Origin of the sequence: Pseudomonas sp. Mn2068 (assembly GCF_049319725.1) — a bacterium.
GTDB classification, from domain to species: domain Bacteria; phylum Pseudomonadota; class Gammaproteobacteria; order Pseudomonadales; family Pseudomonadaceae; genus Aquipseudomonas; species Aquipseudomonas gingeri.
In genome coordinates this window covers 39,856-60,938 of the sequence record NZ_JBMOUG010000012.1, presented here as the reverse complement: position 1 = coordinate 60,938, position 21,083 = coordinate 39,856, and the positions used below count along the sequence as shown (strand labels likewise).

19 protein-coding genes and 2 tRNA genes are annotated in these 21,083 nt (G+C 60.1%); 19 read left to right on the top strand and 2 right to left on the bottom strand.

Annotation, left to right across the window (positions count from 1 at the left end; genetic code table 11):
• Positions 1-24 precede the first annotated feature (24 nt).
• Genes carB through ACL9RJ_RS23725 form a run of 3 tightly spaced genes read left to right on the top strand, consistent with a single transcriptional unit; the run spans position 25 to position 4,158 of the window.
• The gene (carB, locus tag ACL9RJ_RS23735; RefSeq protein WP_422765724.1) at positions 25-3,246 is read left to right on the top strand and encodes a carbamoyl-phosphate synthase large subunit; all 3,222 of its coding nucleotides are present in this window, start codon (positions 25-27) and stop codon (positions 3,244-3,246) included.
• 2 nt (positions 3,247-3,248) lie between these two features.
• The gene (greA, locus tag ACL9RJ_RS23730) at positions 3,249-3,725 is read left to right on the top strand and encodes a transcription elongation factor GreA (protein WP_042935590.1); all 477 of its coding nucleotides are present in this window, start codon (positions 3,249-3,251) and stop codon (positions 3,723-3,725) included.
• Positions 3,726-3,753: 28 nt separating this feature from the next.
• A complete protein-coding gene (locus ACL9RJ_RS23725; protein WP_017126810.1) occupies positions 3,754-4,158 on the top strand; it encodes a hypothetical protein in 405 nt (134 codons plus the stop codon).
• Between the two features lie 12 nt (positions 4,159-4,170).
• Here the strand turns inward: ACL9RJ_RS23725 and ACL9RJ_RS23720 are convergent, their stop codons facing one another.
• The gene (locus ACL9RJ_RS23720; RefSeq protein WP_017126811.1) at positions 4,171-4,479 is read right to left on the bottom strand and encodes a YhbY family RNA-binding protein; all 309 of its coding nucleotides are present in this window, start codon (positions 4,477-4,479) and stop codon (positions 4,171-4,173) included.
• Positions 4,480-4,585: 106 nt separating this feature from the next.
• Here ACL9RJ_RS23720 and rlmE point away from each other — a divergent pair, with 106 nt between their 5' ends.
• The 16 genes from rlmE to ACL9RJ_RS23640 all read left to right on the top strand — a co-directional run bounded on the left by rlmE (position 4,586) and on the right by ACL9RJ_RS23640 (position 20,609).
• Positions 4,586-5,215: a 23S rRNA (uridine(2552)-2'-O)-methyltransferase RlmE gene (rlmE, locus tag ACL9RJ_RS23715; protein WP_017126812.1), complete on the top strand. Its 630-nt coding sequence runs from the start codon at positions 4,586-4,588 to the stop codon at positions 5,213-5,215.
• A gap of 201 nt (positions 5,216-5,416) precedes the next feature.
• Positions 5,417-7,327 carry an ATP-dependent zinc metalloprotease FtsH gene (gene ftsH, locus ACL9RJ_RS23710; protein ID WP_017126813.1) on the top strand — a complete coding sequence of 637 codons (1,911 nt, stop codon included), beginning with the start codon at positions 5,417-5,419 and terminating at the stop codon, positions 7,325-7,327.
• Between the two features lie 8 nt (positions 7,328-7,335).
• Positions 7,336-8,187 (top strand): dihydropteroate synthase, encoded by an 852-nt coding sequence (folP, locus tag ACL9RJ_RS23705; RefSeq protein WP_177085916.1) that lies wholly within the window; start codon positions 7,336-7,338, stop codon positions 8,185-8,187.
• Between the two features lie 16 nt (positions 8,188-8,203).
• Positions 8,204-9,541 (top strand): phosphoglucosamine mutase, encoded by a 1,338-nt coding sequence (glmM, locus tag ACL9RJ_RS23700; RefSeq protein ID WP_177085914.1) that lies wholly within the window; start codon positions 8,204-8,206, stop codon positions 9,539-9,541.
• Between the two features lie 66 nt (positions 9,542-9,607).
• Positions 9,608-10,363 carry a triose-phosphate isomerase gene (gene tpiA / locus ACL9RJ_RS23695; RefSeq protein WP_042935547.1) on the top strand — a complete coding sequence of 252 codons (756 nt, stop codon included), beginning with the start codon at positions 9,608-9,610 and terminating at the stop codon, positions 10,361-10,363.
• A 4-nt stretch (positions 10,364-10,367) separates the two neighbouring features.
• A complete protein-coding gene (gene secG / locus ACL9RJ_RS23690; protein WP_083875367.1) occupies positions 10,368-10,751 on the top strand; it encodes a preprotein translocase subunit SecG in 384 nt (127 codons plus the stop codon).
• A gap of 29 nt (positions 10,752-10,780) precedes the next feature.
• Positions 10,781-10,866, top strand: a tRNA-Leu gene (locus ACL9RJ_RS23685).
• Between the two features lie 96 nt (positions 10,867-10,962).
• A tRNA-Met gene (locus ACL9RJ_RS23680) sits at positions 10,963-11,039 on the top strand.
• A gap of 143 nt (positions 11,040-11,182) precedes the next feature.
• Positions 11,183-11,641: a ribosome maturation factor RimP gene (gene rimP, locus ACL9RJ_RS23675; protein WP_042935593.1), complete on the top strand. Its 459-nt coding sequence runs from the start codon at positions 11,183-11,185 to the stop codon at positions 11,639-11,641.
• A 47-nt stretch (positions 11,642-11,688) separates the two neighbouring features.
• Complete coding sequence (nusA, locus tag ACL9RJ_RS23670; protein WP_017126818.1) at positions 11,689-13,170, top strand: transcription termination factor NusA; 1,482 nt, start codon at positions 11,689-11,691, stop codon at positions 13,168-13,170.
• A 27-nt stretch (positions 13,171-13,197) separates the two neighbouring features.
• Complete coding sequence (infB, locus tag ACL9RJ_RS23665) at positions 13,198-15,723, top strand: translation initiation factor IF-2 (protein ID WP_178990754.1); 2,526 nt, start codon at positions 13,198-13,200, stop codon at positions 15,721-15,723.
• A gap of 159 nt (positions 15,724-15,882) precedes the next feature.
• On the top strand, positions 15,883-16,299 hold the full coding sequence (gene rbfA, locus ACL9RJ_RS23660) for a 30S ribosome-binding factor RbfA (RefSeq protein WP_017126820.1): 417 nt from the start codon (positions 15,883-15,885) through the stop codon (positions 16,297-16,299).
• A gap of 3 nt (positions 16,300-16,302) precedes the next feature.
• Positions 16,303-17,220, top strand: a complete 918-nt coding sequence (gene truB / locus ACL9RJ_RS23655) for a tRNA pseudouridine(55) synthase TruB (RefSeq protein WP_017126821.1) — start codon at positions 16,303-16,305, stop codon at positions 17,218-17,220.
• A 142-nt stretch (positions 17,221-17,362) separates the two neighbouring features.
• Positions 17,363-17,632, top strand: a complete 270-nt coding sequence (rpsO, locus tag ACL9RJ_RS23650; RefSeq protein WP_002555121.1) for a 30S ribosomal protein S15 — start codon at positions 17,363-17,365, stop codon at positions 17,630-17,632.
• Between the two features lie 223 nt (positions 17,633-17,855).
• The gene (pnp, locus tag ACL9RJ_RS23645; RefSeq protein ID WP_017126822.1) at positions 17,856-19,961 is read left to right on the top strand and encodes a polyribonucleotide nucleotidyltransferase; all 2,106 of its coding nucleotides are present in this window, start codon (positions 17,856-17,858) and stop codon (positions 19,959-19,961) included.
• A 291-nt stretch (positions 19,962-20,252) separates the two neighbouring features.
• A complete protein-coding gene (locus ACL9RJ_RS23640; RefSeq protein ID WP_422765723.1) occupies positions 20,253-20,609 on the top strand; it encodes a BON domain-containing protein in 357 nt (118 codons plus the stop codon).
• Between the two features lie 174 nt (positions 20,610-20,783).
• Here ACL9RJ_RS23640 and ACL9RJ_RS23635 read toward each other — a convergent pair whose 3' ends face one another.
• Positions 20,784-21,083 carry a DUF2845 domain-containing protein gene (locus ACL9RJ_RS23635; RefSeq protein ID WP_042935550.1) on the bottom strand — a complete coding sequence of 100 codons (300 nt, stop codon included), beginning with the start codon at positions 21,081-21,083 and terminating at the stop codon, positions 20,784-20,786.

Sequence of the window (21,083 nt, the reverse complement as noted above, 5' to 3'; positions counted from 1 at the left end):
CCTGCGGATTTGAGTGACAAACCCATGCCAAAACGTACAGACATAAAAAGCATCCTGATTCTCGGCGCTGGCCCGATCGTGATCGGCCAGGCCTGCGAATTCGACTACTCCGGCGCCCAGGCCTGCAAAGCCCTGCGCGAAGAGGGTTACCGCGTCATCCTGGTGAACTCCAACCCGGCGACCATCATGACCGACCCGGCCATGGCGGATGCGACCTACATCGAGCCGATCAAGTGGCAGACCGTTGCCAAGATCATCGAGAAAGAGCGTCCGGACGCCTTGCTGCCGACCATGGGTGGCCAGACCGCCCTGAACTGCGCCCTGGACCTGGAGCGCGAAGGCGTCCTGGAAAAGTTCGGCGTGGAAATGATCGGCGCCAATGCCGACACCATCGACAAGGCCGAAGACCGTTCGCGCTTCGACAAGGCCATGAAATCCATCGGCCTGGCCTGCCCGCGCTCCGGTATCGCCCACAGCATGGAAGAGGCCAATGCGGTCCTCGAGAAGCTCGGCTTCCCGTGCATCATCCGTCCGTCCTTCACCATGGGCGGCACCGGCGGCGGTATCGCCTACAACCGTGAAGAGTTTGAAGAAATCTGCGCCCGTGGCCTGGACCTGTCGCCGACCAAGGAACTGCTGATCGACGAATCGCTGATCGGCTGGAAAGAGTACGAGATGGAGGTTGTCCGCGATAAGAAGGACAACTGCATCATCGTCTGCTCCATCGAAAACTTCGACCCGATGGGCGTGCACACCGGTGACTCGATCACCGTCGCGCCGGCCCAGACCCTGACCGACAAGGAATACCAGATCCTGCGTAACGCCTCCCTGGCGGTGCTGCGCGAGATCGGCGTGGAAACCGGCGGCTCCAACGTCCAGTTCGGCATCTGCCCGAACACCGGCCGCATGGTGGTCATCGAGATGAACCCGCGGGTATCCCGTTCCTCGGCGCTGGCCTCGAAAGCCACCGGCTTCCCGATCGCCAAGGTCGCGGCCAAGCTGGCCGTGGGCTACACCCTCGACGAGCTGTCGAACGACATCACCGGCGGCAAGACCCCGGCGTCCTTCGAGCCGTCCATCGACTACGTCGTGACCAAGCTGCCACGCTTCGCCTTCGAGAAGTTCGCCAAGGCCGACGCGCGCCTGACCACCCAGATGAAATCGGTGGGTGAAGTCATGGCCATCGGCCGGACCTTCCAGGAGTCCCTGCAGAAAGCCCTGCGTGGCCTGGAAGTGGGCGTTTGCGGCCTGGACGAGAAGGTTGACCTGAGCAATCCGGAAAGCATGAGCGTGCTCAAGCGCGAGCTGACCGTGCCCGGCGCCGAGCGTATCTGGTACGTGGCGGACGCCATGCGCGCCGGCATGAGTGTCGAAGACATCTTCGGCATGACCATGATCGATCCTTGGTTCCTGGTGCAGATGGAGGATCTGATCAAGGACGAAGAGAAGGTCAAGACCCTGGGGCTGACCAGCATCGACCGCGACCTGATGTTCCGCCTCAAGCGCAAAGGCTTCTCCGATATGCGCCTGGCCAAGTTGCTGGGTGTGACCGAGAAGAGCCTGCGTGCTCATCGCCACAAGCTGGAAGTGTTCCCGGTCTACAAGCGTGTCGACACTTGCGCCGCCGAGTTCGCCACCGATACCGCGTACCTGTACTCGACGTACGAAGAAGAGTGCGAAGCCGCGCCGTCGGGCCGCGACAAGATCATGATTCTGGGCGGCGGTCCTAACCGTATCGGCCAGGGTATCGAGTTCGACTACTGCTGCGTACATGCGGCACTGGCGCTGCGCGACGACGGGTACGAGACCATCATGGTCAACTGCAACCCGGAAACCGTTTCCACCGACTACGACACCTCCGATCGCCTGTACTTCGAACCGGTGACCCTGGAAGACGTGCTGGAAATCGTCCGCGTCGAGAAACCGAAGGGCGTGATCGTCCAGTACGGCGGCCAGACTCCGCTGAAACTGGCCCGTGCCCTGGAAGCCGCCGGCGTGCCGATCATCGGCACCAGCCCTGACGCCATCGACCGCGCCGAAGACCGCGAGCGCTTCCAGCAGATGGTCCAGCGCCTGAACCTGCGCCAGCCGCCAAACGCCACCGTGCGCAGCGAGGACGAAGCGATTCGTGCCGCCGCGAAGATCGGTTACCCGTTGGTGGTGCGCCCGTCCTACGTGTTGGGTGGCCGGGCGATGGAGATCGTCTACGAGGAAGAAGAGCTCAAGCGCTACCTGCGTGAAGCGGTCCAGGTGTCCAACGACAGCCCGGTATTGCTGGACCACTTCCTCAACTGCGCCATCGAGATGGACGTGGATGCGGTCTGCGACGGCACCGACGTGGTGATCGGCGCGATCATGCAGCACATCGAGCAGGCCGGGGTTCACTCCGGTGACTCCGCCTGCTCGCTGCCGCCGTACTCGCTGCCGGCGCACATCCAGGACGAGATGCGCGAACAGGTCAAGAAAATGGCCCTGGAACTGGGTGTTGTCGGCCTGATGAACGTGCAGCTGGCCTTGCAGGGCGAAGACATCTACGTCATCGAAGTGAACCCGCGTGCCTCGCGTACCGTGCCGTTCGTGTCGAAATGCATCGGTGTCTCCCTGGCAATGATCGCGGCCCGGGTGATGGCCGGCAAGACGCTGAAAGAGCTGAACTTCACCAAGGAAATCATTCCGAACTTCTACAGCGTGAAAGAGGCGGTGTTCCCCTTCGCCAAATTCCCTGGCGTGGACCCGATCCTCGGTCCTGAGATGAAGTCCACTGGTGAAGTGATGGGTGTCGGCGACACCTTCGGCGAAGCCTTCGCCAAGGCCCAGATGGGTGCCAGCGAAGTGCTGCCGACCGGCGGTACCGCGTTCATCAGCGTACGCGACGACGACAAGCCACTGGTTGCAGGCGTGGCCCGTGATCTGATCAACTTGGGCTTCGAAGTGGTTGCCACCGCCGGTACCGCCAAGCTGATCGAAGCCGCGGGCCTGAAAGTGCGCCGGGTCAACAAGGTGACCGAAGGTCGTCCGCACGTCGTCGACATGATCAAGAATGACGAAGTCACCCTGATCATCAACACGACCGAAGGGCGCCAGTCGATTGCCGACTCGTACTCCATTCGTCGTAACGCGCTGCAGCACAAGATCTACTGCACAACCACCATTGCTGCTGGCGAAGCCATCTGCGAAGCGCTCAAGTTCGGTCCGGAGAAGACCGTGCGTCGCTTGCAGGATCTACACGCAGGATTGAAGGCATGAGCATAACCAAGTACCCAATGACCGTGCAGGGCGCCAAGGCCCTGGAAGAGGAGCACGCTCACCTGACCAAGGTCGTCCGTCCGAAGCTGAGCCAGGACATCGGCACGGCCCGCGAGCTGGGCGACCTGAAGGAAAACGCCGAATACCATGCTGCCCGCGAGCAGCAGGGTATGGTCGAGGCGCGGATCCGTGATATCGAAGGCCGCATGCAGAATGCGGTGATCATCGATGTCACGACCATCCCGCATACCGGCAAGGTGATTTTCGGCACCACGGTCGAGATCGCCAACGTCGAAACCGACGAAAGCGTGACCTACCACATCGTCGGTGAGGATGAGGCTGATATCAAGCTGGGCAAGATTTCGGTGGGTTCGCCCATCGCTCGCGCCCTGATCGCCAAGGAAGAAGGCGATGTCGTGACCGTCAAGACGCCCGGTGGCGTGATCGAGTACGAGATTGTCGAAGTCCGCCATATCTGAACGGCGGCGTCCGCTGCGTGCGGGCGCCATGCTCTGGCAACTGGCCCAGATGCTCTGGGTCGGCGGCCTGTGGTTGTTGCATGTGGGGCTGTTGCCGGTTTTGGCGCAGATCGGCCTGGCACCGCTGCTGATCGACGAGATCGGCGGCCTGCTGGGCTCTTTATTGGTGGGATTTGCAGCGATCTGCGTGATCGTGCAGGTCCTGGTGCTGGTCCAGGCCAAGGGGCGGGCAAGCCTGTGGCGCGATATTCGCGGGCAGTTGCTGCTGATGGCGTTGTATGCGTGCGGGATGTATCTTGCGGTGCGCCACTGGCAGCCGGAGGCGTTGCGCTGGCAACTGTTCAGTTATCTGGTGCTTGGCCTGTCCGGCCTGGTGCTGGTGCTGCAGCCGGTTCCCGGCGAGAGTGGCAGGGCACGCGAAGCGTACCCTTGACCCTTGTCTACATCACTTGAAACGGTGAACGTTCGACAGTTGCTTGTTGACACTGAAATTCTTGCGATAAACCAGTGCCATTTTGCCGATGACCTGTACCAGGTCCGCCTTGCCGACCTTGCACAGCTCGGCGATGTTCGCCAGGCGCGCTTCGCGATCGAGGATATTGAGCTTGATCTTGATCAGCTCGTGATCGCTCAATGCGCGTTCGAGTTCGGCTAACACACCTTCAGTCAAACCGTTGTCAGCCACAGTCAATACTGGTTTCAGATGGTGGCCAATGGATTTGTACTGTTTCTTCTGCTCTTGAGTGAGCGGCATAATCTGACCCCTGCGTCTGATCTTGTAAAAAGCGGCGGCCAGTTTACCCGAGCGAGTCCGGGACCGCCCAGTTAATCGCGATTCGACAATTTTTTCGAGGTGCCCCGTGGCCCGTTCCAAGACTAGCCTTAACTGGCTGAAAGAACATTTCAACGACCCGTTCGTCAAGATGGCACAGAAAGACGGGTACCGCTCCCGTGCCAGCTACAAGCTGCTGGAAATCCAGGAGAAGGACCGGATCATCCGTCCGGGCATGAGCGTGATCGACCTCGGCGCCGCGCCGGGTGGCTGGTCCCAGGTGACCAGTCGTCTGATTGGCGGGCAGGGGCGACTGATCGCTTCCGATATCCTCGATATGGACAGCATCCCCGATGTGACCTTCATCAAGGGCGACTTTACCGAGGACTCGGTACTGGCGCAGATCCTCGAAGCTGTCGGAAATTCCGAGGTTGACCTTGTGATTTCCGATATGGCCCCCAATATGAGTGGTACGCCCGAAGTGGATATGCCGCGCTCGATGTTCCTCTGCGAGCTGGCACTCGATCTGGCCGGGCGCGTATTGCGTCCCGGTGGTGATTTTCTGATCAAGGTTTTCCAGGGCGAAGGCTTCGACGAGTACCACAAGAACTTCCGCAAGCAGTTCGACAAGGTGCAGACGCGCAAGCCGGCATCGTCCCGCGATCGGTCCCGCGAGCAGTACCTGCTGGGCCGTGGTTTCCGCGGGCGCACCGAGTAAAACGGGGTTTTTGACCGGGGCGATAGGAATTTCGCATTTCGCCTCGTGAACATAAGCGAATATTGTGTAGTCAATGTTTCACAAAGGGTTACAGACGGCGCCTGCGAAGCTGTAGGTAATGTAGTAAGTTATGCCGGTGAATATCATGCGAAGCGCGCGCCACAAGCGGAGCTAGCTTCAGAGGGTAGTTAATTGAACGATATGGCAAAGAATCTGATCCTGTGGTTGATCATCGCGGCTGTCCTGGTGACGGTGATGAACAACTTCTCCAGCCCTAACGAGCCACAGACCCTCAACTATTCCGACTTCATCCAGCAGGTCAAGGATGGCAAGGTCGAACGCGTTGCCGTGGACGGTTACGTGATCACCGGCAAGCGCAACGATGGCGACAGCTTCAAGACCATCCGCCCGGCGATCCAGGACAACGGCCTGATCGGCGACCTGGTGGACAACCATGTCGTGGTCGAAGGCAAGCAGCCTGAGCAGCAGAGCATCTGGACCCAGTTGCTGGTAGCCAGTTTCCCGATCCTGGTGATCATCGCGGTGTTCATGTTCTTCATGCGCCAGATGCAGGGCGGTGCGGGCGGCAAGGGCGGCCCGATGAGTTTCGGCAAGAGCAAGGCGCGCCTGCTCTCCGAAGACCAGGTGAAAACCACCCTGGCTGACGTTGCCGGTTGCGACGAAGCCAAGGAAGAAGTGGGCGAACTGGTCGAGTTCCTGCGTGATCCGGGCAAGTTCCAGCGCCTGGGCGGTCGTATCCCGCGCGGTGTGCTGATGGTCGGTCCTCCGGGTACCGGCAAGACCTTGCTGGCCAAGGCTATCGCCGGTGAGGCGAAAGTGCCGTTCTTCACCATTTCCGGTTCCGATTTCGTCGAGATGTTCGTCGGTGTCGGTGCCAGCCGCGTTCGCGATATGTTCGAGCAGGCCAAGAAACACGCGCCTTGCATCATCTTCATCGACGAAATCGACGCGGTCGGTCGTCACCGTGGTGCCGGCATGGGCGGCGGTCATGACGAACGTGAGCAGACCCTCAACCAGTTGCTGGTGGAGATGGACGGTTTCGAAATGAATGACGGCATCATCGTCATTGCCGCGACCAACCGTCCCGACGTGCTTGACCCGGCGCTGCTGCGTCCAGGCCGTTTCGACCGCCAGGTGGTGGTCGGCCTGCCGGATATCCGTGGTCGCGAGCAGATTCTCAAGGTGCACATGCGCAAGGTGCCAATGGGTGATGACGTCGCTCCGGCGGTGATTGCCCGTGGTACCCCGGGTTTCTCCGGTGCCGACCTGGCCAACCTGGTCAACGAGGCTTCGCTGTTCGCTGCCCGTACCGGCAAGCGCATCGTCGAAATGAAGGAATTCGAGCTGGCCAAGGACAAGATCATGATGGGCGCCGAGCGCAAATCCATGGTCATGTCCGAGAAGGAAAAACAGAACACTGCCTACCACGAAGCCGGTCATGCGATCGTCGGACGGGTAGTGCCCGAGCATGATCCGGTCTACAAGGTCTCGATCATCCCGCGCGGTCGTGCGCTGGGTGTGACCATGTTCCTGCCGGAAGAGGATCGCTACAGTCTGTCCAAGCGTGCCCTGATCAGCCAGATCTGCTCGCTGTACGGCGGCCGTATCGCCGAAGAGATGACCCTGGGCTTCGACGGTGTCACCACCGGTGCCTCCAACGACATCATGCGTGCCAGCCAGATTGCGCGGAACATGGTCACCAAGTGGGGCCTGTCCGAGAAGCTCGGTCCGCTGATGTATGCCGAGGAAGACCAGGAAGTGTTCCTGGGTCGTGGCGGCGGTGGCCAGAATGCCAGTTTCTCGGGCGAAACGGCCAAGCTGATCGACTCCGAAGTACGCAGCATCATTGACCAGTGCTACGGCACGGCCAAGCAGATCCTCACCGATAACCGCGACAAGCTCGACGCCATGGCCGATGCGCTGATGAAGTACGAGACCATCGATGCCGAGCAGATCGACGACATCATGGCCGGTCGCCCACCACGCGAGCCGCGTGACTGGGAAGGTGGTTCGGGTACTTCGGGCACTCCGCCCGTAGTGCAGAACGAGCGTCCCGAGACGCCGATCGGTGGCCCTGCGGCTGATCACTAAGGTTTGAAATGACTTCTGCTCAGTCCTCGACCCGGTTGCCTTGCGGCAACCGGGTTCTTGATTTGGCCCGGACGCATGTCATGGGCATTCTCAACGTCACTCCCGATTCCTTTTCCGATGGCGGGCGCTTCAGCCAGCTGGATGCGGCATTGCGACATGCCGAGGGCATGGTGCAGGCCGGCGCGACGCTGATCGATGTCGGTGGCGAGTCGACCCGGCCCGGGGCGCGTGCGGTATCGCCCCTGGAAGAGCTGGAGCGGGTGGCGCCGATTGTCGAGCGCATCCATCGTGAGCTGGATGTGGTCATTTCGGTCGATACCTCGACGCCCTCGGTGATGCGCGAAACGGCGCGTCTCGGTGCGGGGCTGATCAACGATGTACGTGCCCTGCGGCGCGATGGCGCGCTGGATGCGGCGGCGGCAACCGGGTTGCCGGTGTGCCTGATGCATATGCTCGGCGAGCCGGGCGACATGCAGGACAATCCGCACTACGACAACGTCACCGAAGAGGTGAGGGCCTTCCTGGCCGAGCGCATGCGTCAGTGCGAGGCGGCGGGGATTCCGGCCGAGCGGGTCATCCTTGACCCGGGATTCGGCTTTGCCAAGAATCTGCAGCATAACCTGAGCCTGTTCAAGCATATGGAGGCCCTGCACGTACTGGGGCGGCCACTGTTGGTTGGCGTCTCGCGAAAGAGCATGATAGGCCAGGCCCTCGGGCGTCCGGTAGGCGAGCGCCTGTACGGCGGCCTGGCGCTGGCGGCGCTGGCGATGAGCAAGGGAGCACGGATTCTGCGAGTGCACGATGTGGCCGAGACGGTCGACGTCGTCAGCATGATCGCTGCCGTTGAAGCTGCTGAATAAGAATGATGGAGCACTTATGAAAAAGAAATATTTCGGCACCGACGGTATTCGCGGTCGCGTCGGGCAATACCCGATCACCCCTGATTTCATGCTCAAGCTGGGCTGGGCTGCCGGCATGGCGTTCCGCAAGCTGGGCACCTGCCGCGTACTGGTCGGCAAGGACACGCGTATCTCCGGCTACATGTTCGAGTCCGCCCTGGAAGCCGGCCTGTCGGCCGCGGGCGCCGATGTGATGCTGCTGGGGCCGATGCCGACGCCGGCCATCGCCTACCTGACACGGACTTTCCACGCCGAGGCGGGGATTGTCATCAGTGCTTCGCACAACCCCCATGACGACAACGGCATCAAGTTCTTCTCCGGTGAAGGCACCAAGTTGCCGGATGAGGTCGAGCTGATGATCGAGGAATTGCTCGATGCGCCGATGACCGTGGTCGATTCGGAAAAGCTCGGCAAGGTTTCGCGGATCAATGACGCGGCCGGTCGTTATATCGAATTCTGCAAGAGCAGTGTGCCGACCGGGACCAACCTGGCGGGCCTGAAGATCGTGCTCGACTGTGCCCACGGCGCCACCTACAAGGTCGCTCCGAGCGTGTTTCGCGAGCTGGGGGCCGAGGTCGTCGCCCTGTCCGCGCAGCCCAACGGGCTGAACATCAATGACAACTGCGGTTCGACCCATATCAAGCCGCTGCAGGCTGCGGTGCTGGCCGAGAAGGCGGACCTGGGCATTGCCTTCGATGGCGATGGCGACCGGGTGCTGATGGTCGATCACACCGGCGCCGTGGTCGATGGTGACGAACTGGTGTTCATCATTGCCCGGGATCTCGCCGAGCGTAATAAATTGAATGGCGGCGTGGTCGGCACCCTGATGAGCAACCTGGGGCTCGAGCTGGCGCTCAAGGAGCTGGATATCCCGTTCGTGCGCGCCAATGTCGGCGACCGCTACGTGATTGCCGAGCTGCTCGAGCGCAACTGGCTGATAGGCGGTGAAAACTCCGGACACATCCTCTGCCTGAACAACACGACCACCGGTGACGCGATTATCGCGGCCTTGCAGGCCCTGCTGGCGGTGCGGCGTCGTGGCGAAAGCCTGGCCCAGGCGCGCCAGGCGCTGCGCAAATGCCCGCAGGTGCTGCTCAACGTCCGTTTCGGCGGTGGCGTCGATCCGGTCAGGCATCCCGAGGTGGTGGCGGCGTGCGAGCGCGTGACCGAGGCCATGCAGGGCCGTGGGCGCGTGCTGTTGCGCAAGTCGGGCACCGAGCCGCTGGTGCGCGTGATGGTCGAAGGCGAAGACGAAGTTTCGGTTCGTGGCCATGCCGAAGTCCTGGCAAAACTGGTTGCTGAAGTTTGCGCCTGAATTCGGCTTGCCAGTGATGATCTGGTTGGGTAACATCTGCGCCCACTTTGACCTGCGAGGTACAGCATGCGTCGTCCATTGGTAGCTGGTAACTGGAAGATGCACGGTACCCGCGCCAGCGTCGCTGAGCTGATCAAGGGCCTGCGCAACCTGGCCTTGCCGAGCGGTGTTGATATCGCGGTATTCCCGCCTTGCCTGCATATCAATCAAGTGATTGATGGCTTGAAAGGCAAGTCGATCTCGGTCGGCGCGCAGAACTCTGCGATGGAATCCATGCAGGGCGCCTTGACCGGAGAGATTGCACCGAGCCAGTTGGTCGATGCGGGTTGCTCCCTGGTACTGGTGGGGCACTCCGAGCGTCGCCTGATCATGGGCGAGACGGATCGCACCCTGAATCGCAAGTTCGCGGCAGCGCAGGCTTGTGGTTTGATCCCGGTGCTCTGTGTAGGGGAAACCCAGGAGCAGCGTGAAGCCGGCAAGACGATGGAAGTGGTTTCGCGTCAGTTGGGCAGTATCATCGAAGAGCTGGGTGTCGGTGCTTTTTCCAAGGCTGTCATCGCTTACGAGCCAGTCTGGGCCATTGGCACCGGGCTGACAGCTTCGCCGCAACAAGCGCAGGATGTGCACGCCGCCATTCGCGCGCAGTTGGCGGCAGAGAATTCTGAGGTCGCACAAGGTGTGCGGCTTCTATACGGCGGCAGCGTGAAGGCGGCCAATGCGGTCGAACTGTTCGGCATGCCGGATATCGATGGGGGGCTCATTGGTGGAGCGTCCCTGAATGCAGATGAGTTCGGTGCGATTTGTCGCGCCGCGGGAAACTGAAAAAATGCTGGAAACAGTCGTAGTCGTTCTTCATCTGTTGGGTGCGCTGGGCGTTGTTGCCCTGGTATTGCTGCAACAGGGTAAAGGTGCGGACGCTGGTGCGTCTTTCGGAGCAGGTGCTTCAAATACTGTGTTCGGAAGCCAAGGTTCCTCTACCTTTCTTAGTAAGTTTACTGCTATACTTGCCGCAGCTTTTTTCATAACCAGCTTAGGGTTAGGTTACTTTGCTAAAGAGAAAGCTCACCAGCTGACTCAAGTAGGTTTGCCAAGCCCGGCGGTGTTGGAAGCGCCAAAGCAAAAACCGGCATCTGACGATGTACCGGTGCTCCAGGAGCAAAAGTCGGCTACTCCAGCGACTGACGTACCTCCAGCTCCTGAGCAGAAGTAAAACGGGTTTCATGCTGTAAACGTTGTATTGCCGAGGTGGTGGAATTGGTAGACACGCAACCTTGAGGTGGTTGTGCCCATAGGGTGTAGGGGTTCGAGTCCCCTTCTCGGTACCAATTATCAGGAGAGCCCGCTGTTGCGGGCTTTCTTGTAGGTGGAAGGTTACATTGACCCTGTAAGGGATCGGTCGTATACTTCCGCCCCAGCTTTGTCGCGGGGTGGAGCAGTCTGGTAGCTCGTCGGGCTCATAACCCGAAGGTCGTCGGTTCAAATCCGGCCCCCGCAACCAGTTTTAGCGGAGCCCCTTTTCAGGGGCTTTTTGTTAGCTGGACACTTTATGACGCCGCTGTTCGACGGCGTTTCAGGGATGGGCGATTCGCCCATTTTTTGTTTATTTCAATAGCATGCACATACATGCACGAGGGGGTTCAGGTGTCGAGCAAGCTAGAACAGTTGCAGGCCTTGTTGGCCCCGGTGGTCGTGGCCCTTGGCTATGAATGCTGGGGTATCGAGTTTTCAGCTCAAGGCCGCCATTCCGTGTTGCGCGTTTATATCGATAAAGAAGGCGGTGTGCTGGTGGATGACTGCGCCATTGTCAGTCGCCAGATCAGTGGCGTGCTGGATGTCGAAGATCCGATCACCACTGAATACACCCTTGAAGTTTCCTCTCCTGGCATGGAACGCCCGCTGTTCACCCTTGAACAGTTTGCCTCGCATGCCGGCGAACAAGTGAAAATAAGGTTGCGCTCGCCTTTTGAAGGTCGACGTAATTTTCAGGGCCTTCTGCGCGGAGTGGAAGAGCAGGACATCGTGGTGCAGGTAGAAGAGCACGAGTTCCTGTTGCCGATCGATTTGATCGACAAGGCCAACATTATTCCCAGTTTTGACTGAGACGCGGATCCCGCGGATCCAATGGCTTGCGAAAGGCGAGGCGTACGATGAGCAAAGAAGTATTGCTGGTTGTTGAGTCGGTATCCAATGAAAAGGGTGTACCGGCAAGCGTGATTTTTGAAGCACTGGAAGTGGCCCTGGCCACGGCTACCAAAAAACGCTTTGAAGACGAAGTTGACCTGCGTGTGGAAATCAATCGCCACACCGGTGCCTATGAGACTTTCCGTCGCTGGACTGTCGTCGAGGAAGCCGATCTTGACGATCCGGCTGTGGAAACCTGGCCGAGCAAGGTCGCGTTGACCCATCCTGGCGCACAAGTCGGCGATGTTGTTGAAGAAAAGATCGAGTCCATCGAGTTTGGTCGCATCGCTGCTCAGACCGCCAAGCAAGTCATCGTGCAGAAAGTCCGCGAGGCCGAGCGTGCTCAGGTCGTCGACGCCTATCGCGAGCGCCTGGGTGAAATCATCTCCGGCACCGTGAAGAAGGTCACCCGCGACAACGTCATCGTTGACCTGGGTAACAACGCCGAAGCACTGCTGGCTCGTGAAGACATCATTTCCCGCGAGACTTTCCGCGTCGGTGTACGGGTTCGTGCACTGCTCAAGGAAATCCGCACCGAAAACCGCGGCCCTCAGCTGATCCTGTCGCGTACCGCGCCGGAAATGCTGATCGAGCTGTTCCGTATCGAAGTGCCGGAAATCGCCGAAGGGCTGATCGAAGTCATGGCCGCCTCCCGTGATCCGGGTTCGCGTGCCAAGATCGCCGTGCGCTCCAAGGACAAGCGCATCGACCCGCAGGGCGCGTGCATCGGCATGCGCGGTTCGCGCGTCCAGGCTGTGTCCGGCGAGTTGGGTGGCGAGCGTGTGGATATCGTCCTGTGGGACGACAACCCGGCGCAGTTCGTGATCAACGCCATGTCGCCGGCCGAAGTCGCGGCAATTATCGTTGACGAGGATGCCCATGCCATGGACATCGCCGTCGGCGCAGACAATCTGGCTCAGGCCATTGGTCGCGGCGGTCAGAACGTGCGTCTGGCCAGCCAGCTGACTGGCTGGACCCTGAACGTGATGACCGAATCGGACATCCAGGCTAAGCAACAGGCAGAAACCGGTGACATCCTGCGCAACTTCATCGACGAGCTGGAAGTCGACGAAGAACTGGCACAGGTGCTGGTCGATGAAGGTTTCACCAGCCTGGAAGAGATTGCCTACGTACCGTTGGAAGAAATGCTCAACATCGACGGCTTTGACGAAGACATCGTCAACGAGCTTCGCGCTCGTGCCAAGGATCGCTTGTTGACTAAAGCCATCGCTACTGAGGAAAAGCTGGCAGACGCCCATCCGGCCGAAGACCTGCTCTCGCTTGAGGGTATGGACAAGGATTTGGCGATGGAACTGGCGGTGCGCGGCGTAATTACCCGCGAAGACCTGGCCGAGCAGTCTATTGACGATCTGCTCGACATCGACGGCATCGACGACGATCGTGCCGGCAAGTTGATCATGGCCGCCCGAGCCCACTGGTTCGAGTAATTAGGCGCGGCCTGAGGAGAGAAGTGCATGACGCAAGTCACGGTGAAACAACTGGCCGATGAGGTCAAAACACCGGTAGAGCGCCTGTTGCAGCAGATGCGTGAGGCAGGTCTGCCGCACACCGCCGCCGATGAAGGTGTGAGCGATAGTGAGAAGCAGTCTTTGCTGACTCACTTGAAGAGCAGCCACAAGGCGAAAGTGGAAGAACCGCGCAAGATCACTCTGCAGCGCAAAACCACCAGCACCCTGCGTGTCGCGGGTAGCAAGAGCATCAGCGTTGAAGTACGCAAGAAGAAAGTCTTCGTGCAACGCAGCCCTGAAGAAATCGAAGCCGAGCGCAAGCGCGAGCTGGAAGAACGTCGTGCCGTAGAAAATGCGGCTCGCCAGAAGGCTGAAGAAGAAGCCAAGCGTCGCGCCGAAGAAGAAGCGCGTCACCAGCCTGCTGCTGCTCCGGTTGCCGCACCTTCGGTTGAAGCGGTTGCCGCTCCGGCCGTGGCTGCCGAACCTGTGCGTGAGGCCCCGGTTGCCGCTCCTGCACCGGTTGCCGATACCCGCAAGCGTGAAGAACCACGCCGTCCGGACAAGCCTCGCGCCGACGATAGCAATCGTCGTAGCGGCAGTGGCGATGGCGAGCGCAAGAATGCTCCGCATCGCGCTTCGGTCAAGGAAAAGGCTCCGGCGCCACGCGTGGCGCCGCGCACTACCGACGAAGAGAGCGACGGTTTCCGTCGTGGCGGTCGCGGCAAGGCCAAGCTGAAGAAACGCAACGCCCACGGTTTCCAGAGCCCAACCGGCCCTATCGTGCGTGAAGTGAAGATCGGCGAGACCATCACTGTCGGCGATCTCGCCCAGCAGATGTCGGTCAAGGCTGCTGAAATCATCAAGTTCATGTTCAAGCTGGGTACCCCGGCCACCATCAACCAGGTACTGGACCAGGAAACTGCCCAGCTGGTTGCTGAAGAACTGGGCCACAAGGTGACCCTGGTCAGCGACACCGCCCTGGAAGATTCCCTGGCCGAGTCGCTGAAGTTCGAAGGCGAGGCGTTCTCCCGTGCACCGGTCGTGACCGTCATGGGCCACGTCGACCACGGCAAGACTTCCCTGCTCGACTATATCCGTCGTGCCAAGGTAGCGGCTGGCGAAGCCGGCGGCATCACCCAGCACATCGGTGCGTACCACGTTGAAACCGAACGCGGCATGGTCACCTTCCTCGACACCCCGGGTCACGCGGCGTTTACCGCCATGCGTGCCCGTGGTGCCAAGGCGACCGACATCGTGATCCTGGTGGTTGCGGCGGACGACGGCGTGATGCCGCAGACCATCGAAGCCGTCCAGCACGCAGTCGCGGCCGGTGTTCCACTGGTGGTCGCGGTGAACAAGATCGACAAGCCGGGTGCCGACCTCGATCGCATCCGTAGCGAACTGTCGGTTCATGGCGTGACCTCGGAAGAGTGGGGCGGTGATACGCCGTTCGTTCCGGTTTCGGCGAAAGTCGGTACTGGCGTCGACGAACTGCTCGAAGCCGTTCTGCTGCAAGCCGAAGTCCTGGAACTCAAGGCAACGCCTTCGGCTCCTGGTCGTGGCGTCGTGGTTGAATCGCGTCTGGACAAGGGCCGTGGCCCGGTGGCCACCGTGCTGGTTCAAGACGGTACCCTGCGCCAGGGCGACATGGTCCTGGTCGGTTCGAACTATGGCCGTGTACGTGCCATGCTCGACGAGAACGGCAAGCCGATCAAGGAAGCCGGTCCTTCCATTCCGGTCGAGATCCTCGGCCTGGACGGTACCCCGGACGCTGGCGACGAGATGAGCGTGGTGGCCGACGAGAAGAAAGCCCGTGAAGTGGCTCTGTTCCGTCAAGGCAAGTTCCGCGAAGTCAAACTGGCTCGCGCCCATGCCGGCAAGCTGGAAAACATCTTCGAGAACATGGGCCAGGAAGAGAAGAAGACGCTCAACATCGTCCTCAAATCCGACGTCCGTGGTTCGTTGGAAGCACTGCAAGGTGCGCTCAACGGCTTGGGTAACGATGAAGTGCAAGTGCGCGTCGTCGGTGGCGGTGTCGGTGGTATCACCGAGTCCGACGCCAACCTGGCACTGGCCTCCAACGCTGTACTGTTCGGCTTCAACGTGCGTGCCGATGCTGGCGCACGGAAGATCGTCGAGCAGGAAGGCCTGGACATGCGTTACTACAACGTGATCTACGACATCATCGAAGACGTCAAGAAAGCGTTGACCGGTATGCTGGGCAGCGACGTCCGGGAGAACATCCTGGGCGTGGCCGAAGTCCGCGACGTGTTCCGCTCGCCGAAATTCGGCGCGATCGCCGGCTGCATGGTGATCGAAGGTACCGTGCACCGTAACCGTCCGATCCGCGTACTGCGTGAAGACATCGTGATCTTCGAAGGCGAGCTGGAATCCCTGCGCCGCTTCAAGGATGACGCTTCCGAAGTGCGTGCTGGCATGGAATGCGGTATCGGCGTGAAGAGCTACAACGACGTCAAGGTCGGTGACAAGATCGAAGTCTTCGAGAAGGTTCAGGTTGCTCGCAGCCTCTGACTCGCACACTTCAAGAGCCATGATGGCCCACCGCAGTTCGCTGCGCGGGTCGTCAGCCGGACTCTAAACGCAACGCCCGGTCCGGCTTCTGCCAGGCCGGGCGTTTGCCGCTTTCAGACCACACGGGTTTCACCGTGGGGCAGTAACAGGTAACAAGACATGGCAAAAGAATACAGCCGTACCCAACGTATCGGCGATCAGATGCAGCGTGAGCTGGCACAGCTGATCCGTCGTGAAGTCAAGGACCCGCGCGTCGGCCTGGTCACCATCACCGCTGTCGACGTCAGCCGTGACGTCGGCCACGCGAAGATCTTCATCACCGTGATGGGCCAGGACAACCCGGACGATATCGCCCAGAGCATCAAGGTGCTCAACTCGGCGGCAGGCTTCCTGCGCATGCAATTGGCCCGCGAGATGAAGCTGCGCAGCGTGCCGCAGTTGCACTTCCACTACGACGAAAGCGTCGTGCGAGGTGCGCACCTGTCGGCGTTGATCGAGCGTGCCGTGGCCGAAGACAGCCAGCATGTCGGCGACGCGACGCCAGAAGGCAACCTTCCAGCAGACGGCCGGGAGTAAGCGGTGGCTCAGGTCAAACGTATCCGTCGTAACGTCAGTGGCATCATCCTGCTCGACAAGCCGCTGGGGTTTACCTCCAATGCGGCACTGCAGAAGGTTCGCTGGTTGCTCAACGCCGAGAAGGCCGGTCACACCGGCAGTCTCGACCCGTTGGCCACCGGCGTGCTGCCGTTGTGCTTCGGCGAGGCGACCAAGTTCTCGCAATACCTGCTCGATTCCGACAAGGGTTACGAAACCCTGATGCAACTGGGCAAGACCACCACCACCGCGGACGCCGAAGGCGAGGTTTTGCAGACGCGCCCGGTGACCGTTGGTCGTGCCGATATCGAAGCGGTCCTGCCGGATTTTCGTGGGAAAATCAGTCAGATACCGCCGATGTACTCGGCGCTCAAGCGTGACGGACAGCCGCTTTACAAGTTGGCCCGTGCGGGGGAAGTAGTGGAGCGCGAACCGCGTTCTGTTACTATTGCGCGCTTGGAATTGCTGGCCAGCGAAGGCGATACTGCCCGACTGGCGGTGGACTGCAGCAAGGGGACCTATATTCGTACCCTGGTTGAGGACATCGGTGAGAAGCTTGGCTGTGGCGCATACGTTGCTGAATTGCGACGGACCCAGGCCGGACCTTTCACCCTGGCGCAGACGGTCACGCTCGAAGAGCTGGAAGCGGTGCATGCCGAAGGTGGCAACGAGGCGGTCGACCGCTTCCTGATGCCATCCGACAGTGGCCTGCTGGACTGGCCGCTGCTGCAGTTCTCGGAACACAGTGCGTTCTACTGGCTCAACGGCCAGCCGGTACGTGCCCCGGATGCGCCGAAGTTCGGCATGGTACGGGTGCAGGATCACAACGGTCGCTTTATCGGTATCGGTGAAGTGAGCGAAGACGGGCGGATCGCGCCGCGTCGACTGATTCGGTCAGAATGACCGGAACCAGCCCGTGTCACAGCGGGCTGGCGAGGGTGGCTGTCAACAGGCACGGTCACTACTCATTTATAGATACAGGGATTTGTCCCTGGCCTGTTGAAACTGTTTTCCTGAAACAGTTTCCTGATAAAAGGATTGCCTCATGGCTCTCAGCGTTGAAGAAAAAGCTCAAATCGTTACCGACTACCAGCAAGCTGTTGGTGATACTGGTTCGCCAGAAGTGCAGGTTGCACTGCTGACCGCCAACATCAACAAACTGCAAGGTCACTTCAAGGCCAACGGTAAAGATCACCACTCCCGTCGTGGTCTGATCCGCATGGTTAACCAGCGTCGTAAGCTGCTGGACTACCTGAAAGGCAAGGACGTGAGCCGTTACAGCGCTCTGATCGGTCGCCTGGGTCTGCGTCGCTAATCAGCGATTGCGCTATGAGGTTGGTTGTTTGCTGTGTGTCAGCGGGTTTCCGCGAGCACATGGCAAGCTCCCAGCCTCTAGTTTTATCTGAACACCTGCTTTACCCGAAGAGAGCACCTGAAGGCTGCACCCGGACAATGACAGTCGGGCCGATTCCCGGCGTTGCCCAAGAATTTCGCAAGAAGACAAGTTCCCCAAGAGCCACAAAAGAAGGTAGGACACCGTGAACCCGGTAATCAAAAAATTCCAGTTCGGTCAGTCGACCGTTACCCTCGAGACTGGCCGTATCGCCCGTCAGGCCTCCGGCGCAGTGCTGGTCACCGTTGACGACGACGTCAGCGTATTGGTGACCGTTGTCGGTGCCAAGCAAGCGGATCCGGGCAAGGGCTTCTTCCCTCTGTCCGTGCACTACCAGGAAAAGACCTACGCTGCCGGCAAGATCCCTGGCGGCTTCTTCAAGCGTGAAGGCCGTCCTTCCGAAAAAGAAACCCTGACTTCGCGCCTGATCGACCGTCCGATCCGCCCGCTGTTCCCTGAAGGTTTCATGAACGAAGTGCAGGTTGTCTGCACCGTCGTCTCCACCAGCAAGAAGACCGATCCGGACATCGCCGCGATGATCGGTACCTCGGCGGCCCTGGCCATCTCCGGTATTCCTTTCGACGGCCCGATCGGCGCCGCTCGCGTAGCCTTCCACGAAAGCACCGGCTACCTGCTGAACCCGACTTACGAACAACTGAAAGCCTCGAGCCTGGACATGGTCGTGGCCGGTACTTCGGAAGCCGTACTGATGGTTGAATCGGAAGCCAAGGAGCTGACCGAAGACCAGATGCTGGGCGCCGTACTGTTCGCCCACGACGAATTCCAGGCCGTTATCCAGGCCGTGAAAGAGCTGGCCGCCGAAGCTGCCAAGCCAACCTGGACCTGGGCTGCCGCCCCTGAAGCCACCGCACTGCTGGGCGCTATCCGCGCCGAGTTCGGTGAAGCGATCTCCCAGGCCTACACCATCACCGTCAAGGCCGACCGCTACGCTCGCCTGGGCGAGCTGAAAGACCAGGTGGTTGCCAAGCTGTCGGGCGAAGAAGGCCAGCCTTCCGCGAGCGACGTCAAGGCCGCCTTCGGTGAAATCGAATACCGCACCGTTCGCGAAAACATCGTCAACGGCAAGCCACGTATCGATGGTCGTGACACCCGCACCGTACGTCCTCTGAACATCGAAGTCGGTGTTCTGCCGAAGACCCACGGTTCGGCCCTGTTCACCCGTGGCGAAACCCAGGCCCTGGTTGTCGCCACACTGGGCACCGCCCGTGACGCACAGTTGCTGGATACCCTGGAAGGCGAGAAAAAAGACCCCTTCATGCTGCACTACAACTTCCCTCCGTTCTCGGTGGGCGAGTGTGGTCGCATGGGCGGTGCAGGTCGTCGTGAAATCGGTCACGGTCGTCTGGCCCGTCGTTCGGTCCAGGCCATGCTGCCGGATGCCGCCGAGTTCCCGTACACCATCCGCGTGGTATCGGAAATCACCGAATCCAACGGTTCGAGCTCCATGGCCTCGGTCTGTGGCGCTTCCCTGGCCCTGATGGACGCCGGTGTGCCGATGAAGGCACCGGTTGCCGGTATCGCCATGGGCCTGGTCAAAGAGGGCGAGAAATTCGCCGTCCTGACCGACATCCTGGGTGACGAAGACCACCTGGGCGACATGGACTTCAAGGTAGCCGGTACCGCCAAGGGCGTCACCGCGCTGCAGATGGACATCAAGATCAAGGGCATCACCGAAGAGATCATGGAAATCGCCCTGGGCCAAGCCCTGGAAGCGCGCCTGAACATCCTCGGCCAGATGAACCAGATCATTGGCCAGTCGCGTACCGAGCTGTCGGAAAACGCACCGACCATGATCGCGATGAAAATCGACACCGACAAGATTCGTGACGTCATCGGTAAAGGCGGCGCGACCATCCGTGCGATCTGCGAGGAAACCAAGGCTTCGATCGATATCGAAGACGACGGTTCGATCAAGATCTTCGGCGAAACCAAGGAAGCGGCCGAGGCTGCGCGCCAGCGCGTCCTGAGCATCACCGCCGAGGCCGAGATCGGCAAGATCTACGTCGGTAAGGTCGAGCGTATCGTCGACTTCGGTGCGTTCGTCAATATCCTGCCGGGCAAGGACGGTCTGGTGCACATCTCCATGCTGAGCGACGCTCGCGTAGAGAAAGTGACCGACATCCTGAAGGAAGGCCAGGAAGTTGAAGTCCTGGTACTGGACGTGGACAACCGCGGCCGTATCAAGCTGTCCATCAAGGACGTTGCTGCAGCCAAGGCGTCGGGCGTTTAATCAGCCCAGCGCTTCCAGCTGAAAAAAGGACCCTGCGGGGTCCTTTTTTTATGGGCGACGAAAAATGCCGGTATTTCAGCGGCTTGCTGGCAGATAAACGCTGCAACTTGCATGCAGGCAAGAGCACCGGTCATGCAATCTGCACGATTCCGTTTTTGCTGAATATTTATAACTAATTGAATTTAAAGGGTTTTACTTGAGGTCATGGGTTGGCACAGCGACTGCAACTCTATAGGTAACCCTGCTGCCAGGACACGGCGCAGACTTTCCAGAAGAACAGGAGTTACTCGTATGAAAAAGTTCGCTATCGCTACTGCAGCTGCCACCGCCCTGACCCTGACTCTGGCCAACGCTGCCTTTGCAGCCGAGCAGACCCAGGCCTCCAAGCCAATGGTGATCGCCGCCGGTGAAGTTACCAAGGCCAAAGAAGCGACCTCCGACACCTGGATCACCACCAAGGTCAAAAGCGACCTGCTGACCGAGAAGGGCATTCCTGGTTCCGACATCAAGGTAGAAACCAATAAAGGCGTGGTTTCCCTGTCCTCCACCGTGGCTGTCACCGAGGCGCAGAAAACCACGGCGGTCAACATCACCAAGAAAATCAAAGGCGTCCAGGCTGTCTCGGCTGACGGCCTGAAAGCCCAGTAAGGCTACGGATTTCGCTGGAGCCGACAGCGGGTACAAGCACGGATGAGTCAGTCGTACATCCGTTGAGCCCCGAGGTTCATGCGACCGGTCACAAGGATGTGACCATTACAGGCCCCGATGCTTTGCATCGGGGCCTGTTCTATTGTGCGGCGGGAAGTTGCAGAAGGGAGAGCTTCAGTTATTGCGGGTGCTCTGGATATCGGTCAACTGCCCGCCCTGAAAGCGCAGCGACTGCTTCATGCCGCCGCTGGGCGTGTAGATCCACTCCTCGACTTTGACCCCGTCCACCCGATTGCCGTGGCGCACTTCCGTATAGCCCCGGTCGATCACCGCAACCGGCTGGCCACACTTGCTGACCACATCAAAGGTGCTGTCGCCGTAGCTGATCAGGCCTTTCTCGCAGCGCAGGGTGGTGGCCTGGGCCTGACTGGCGACCAGCAGGGCCGCCAAGCTGAACATGACGCGTTTTAGCAT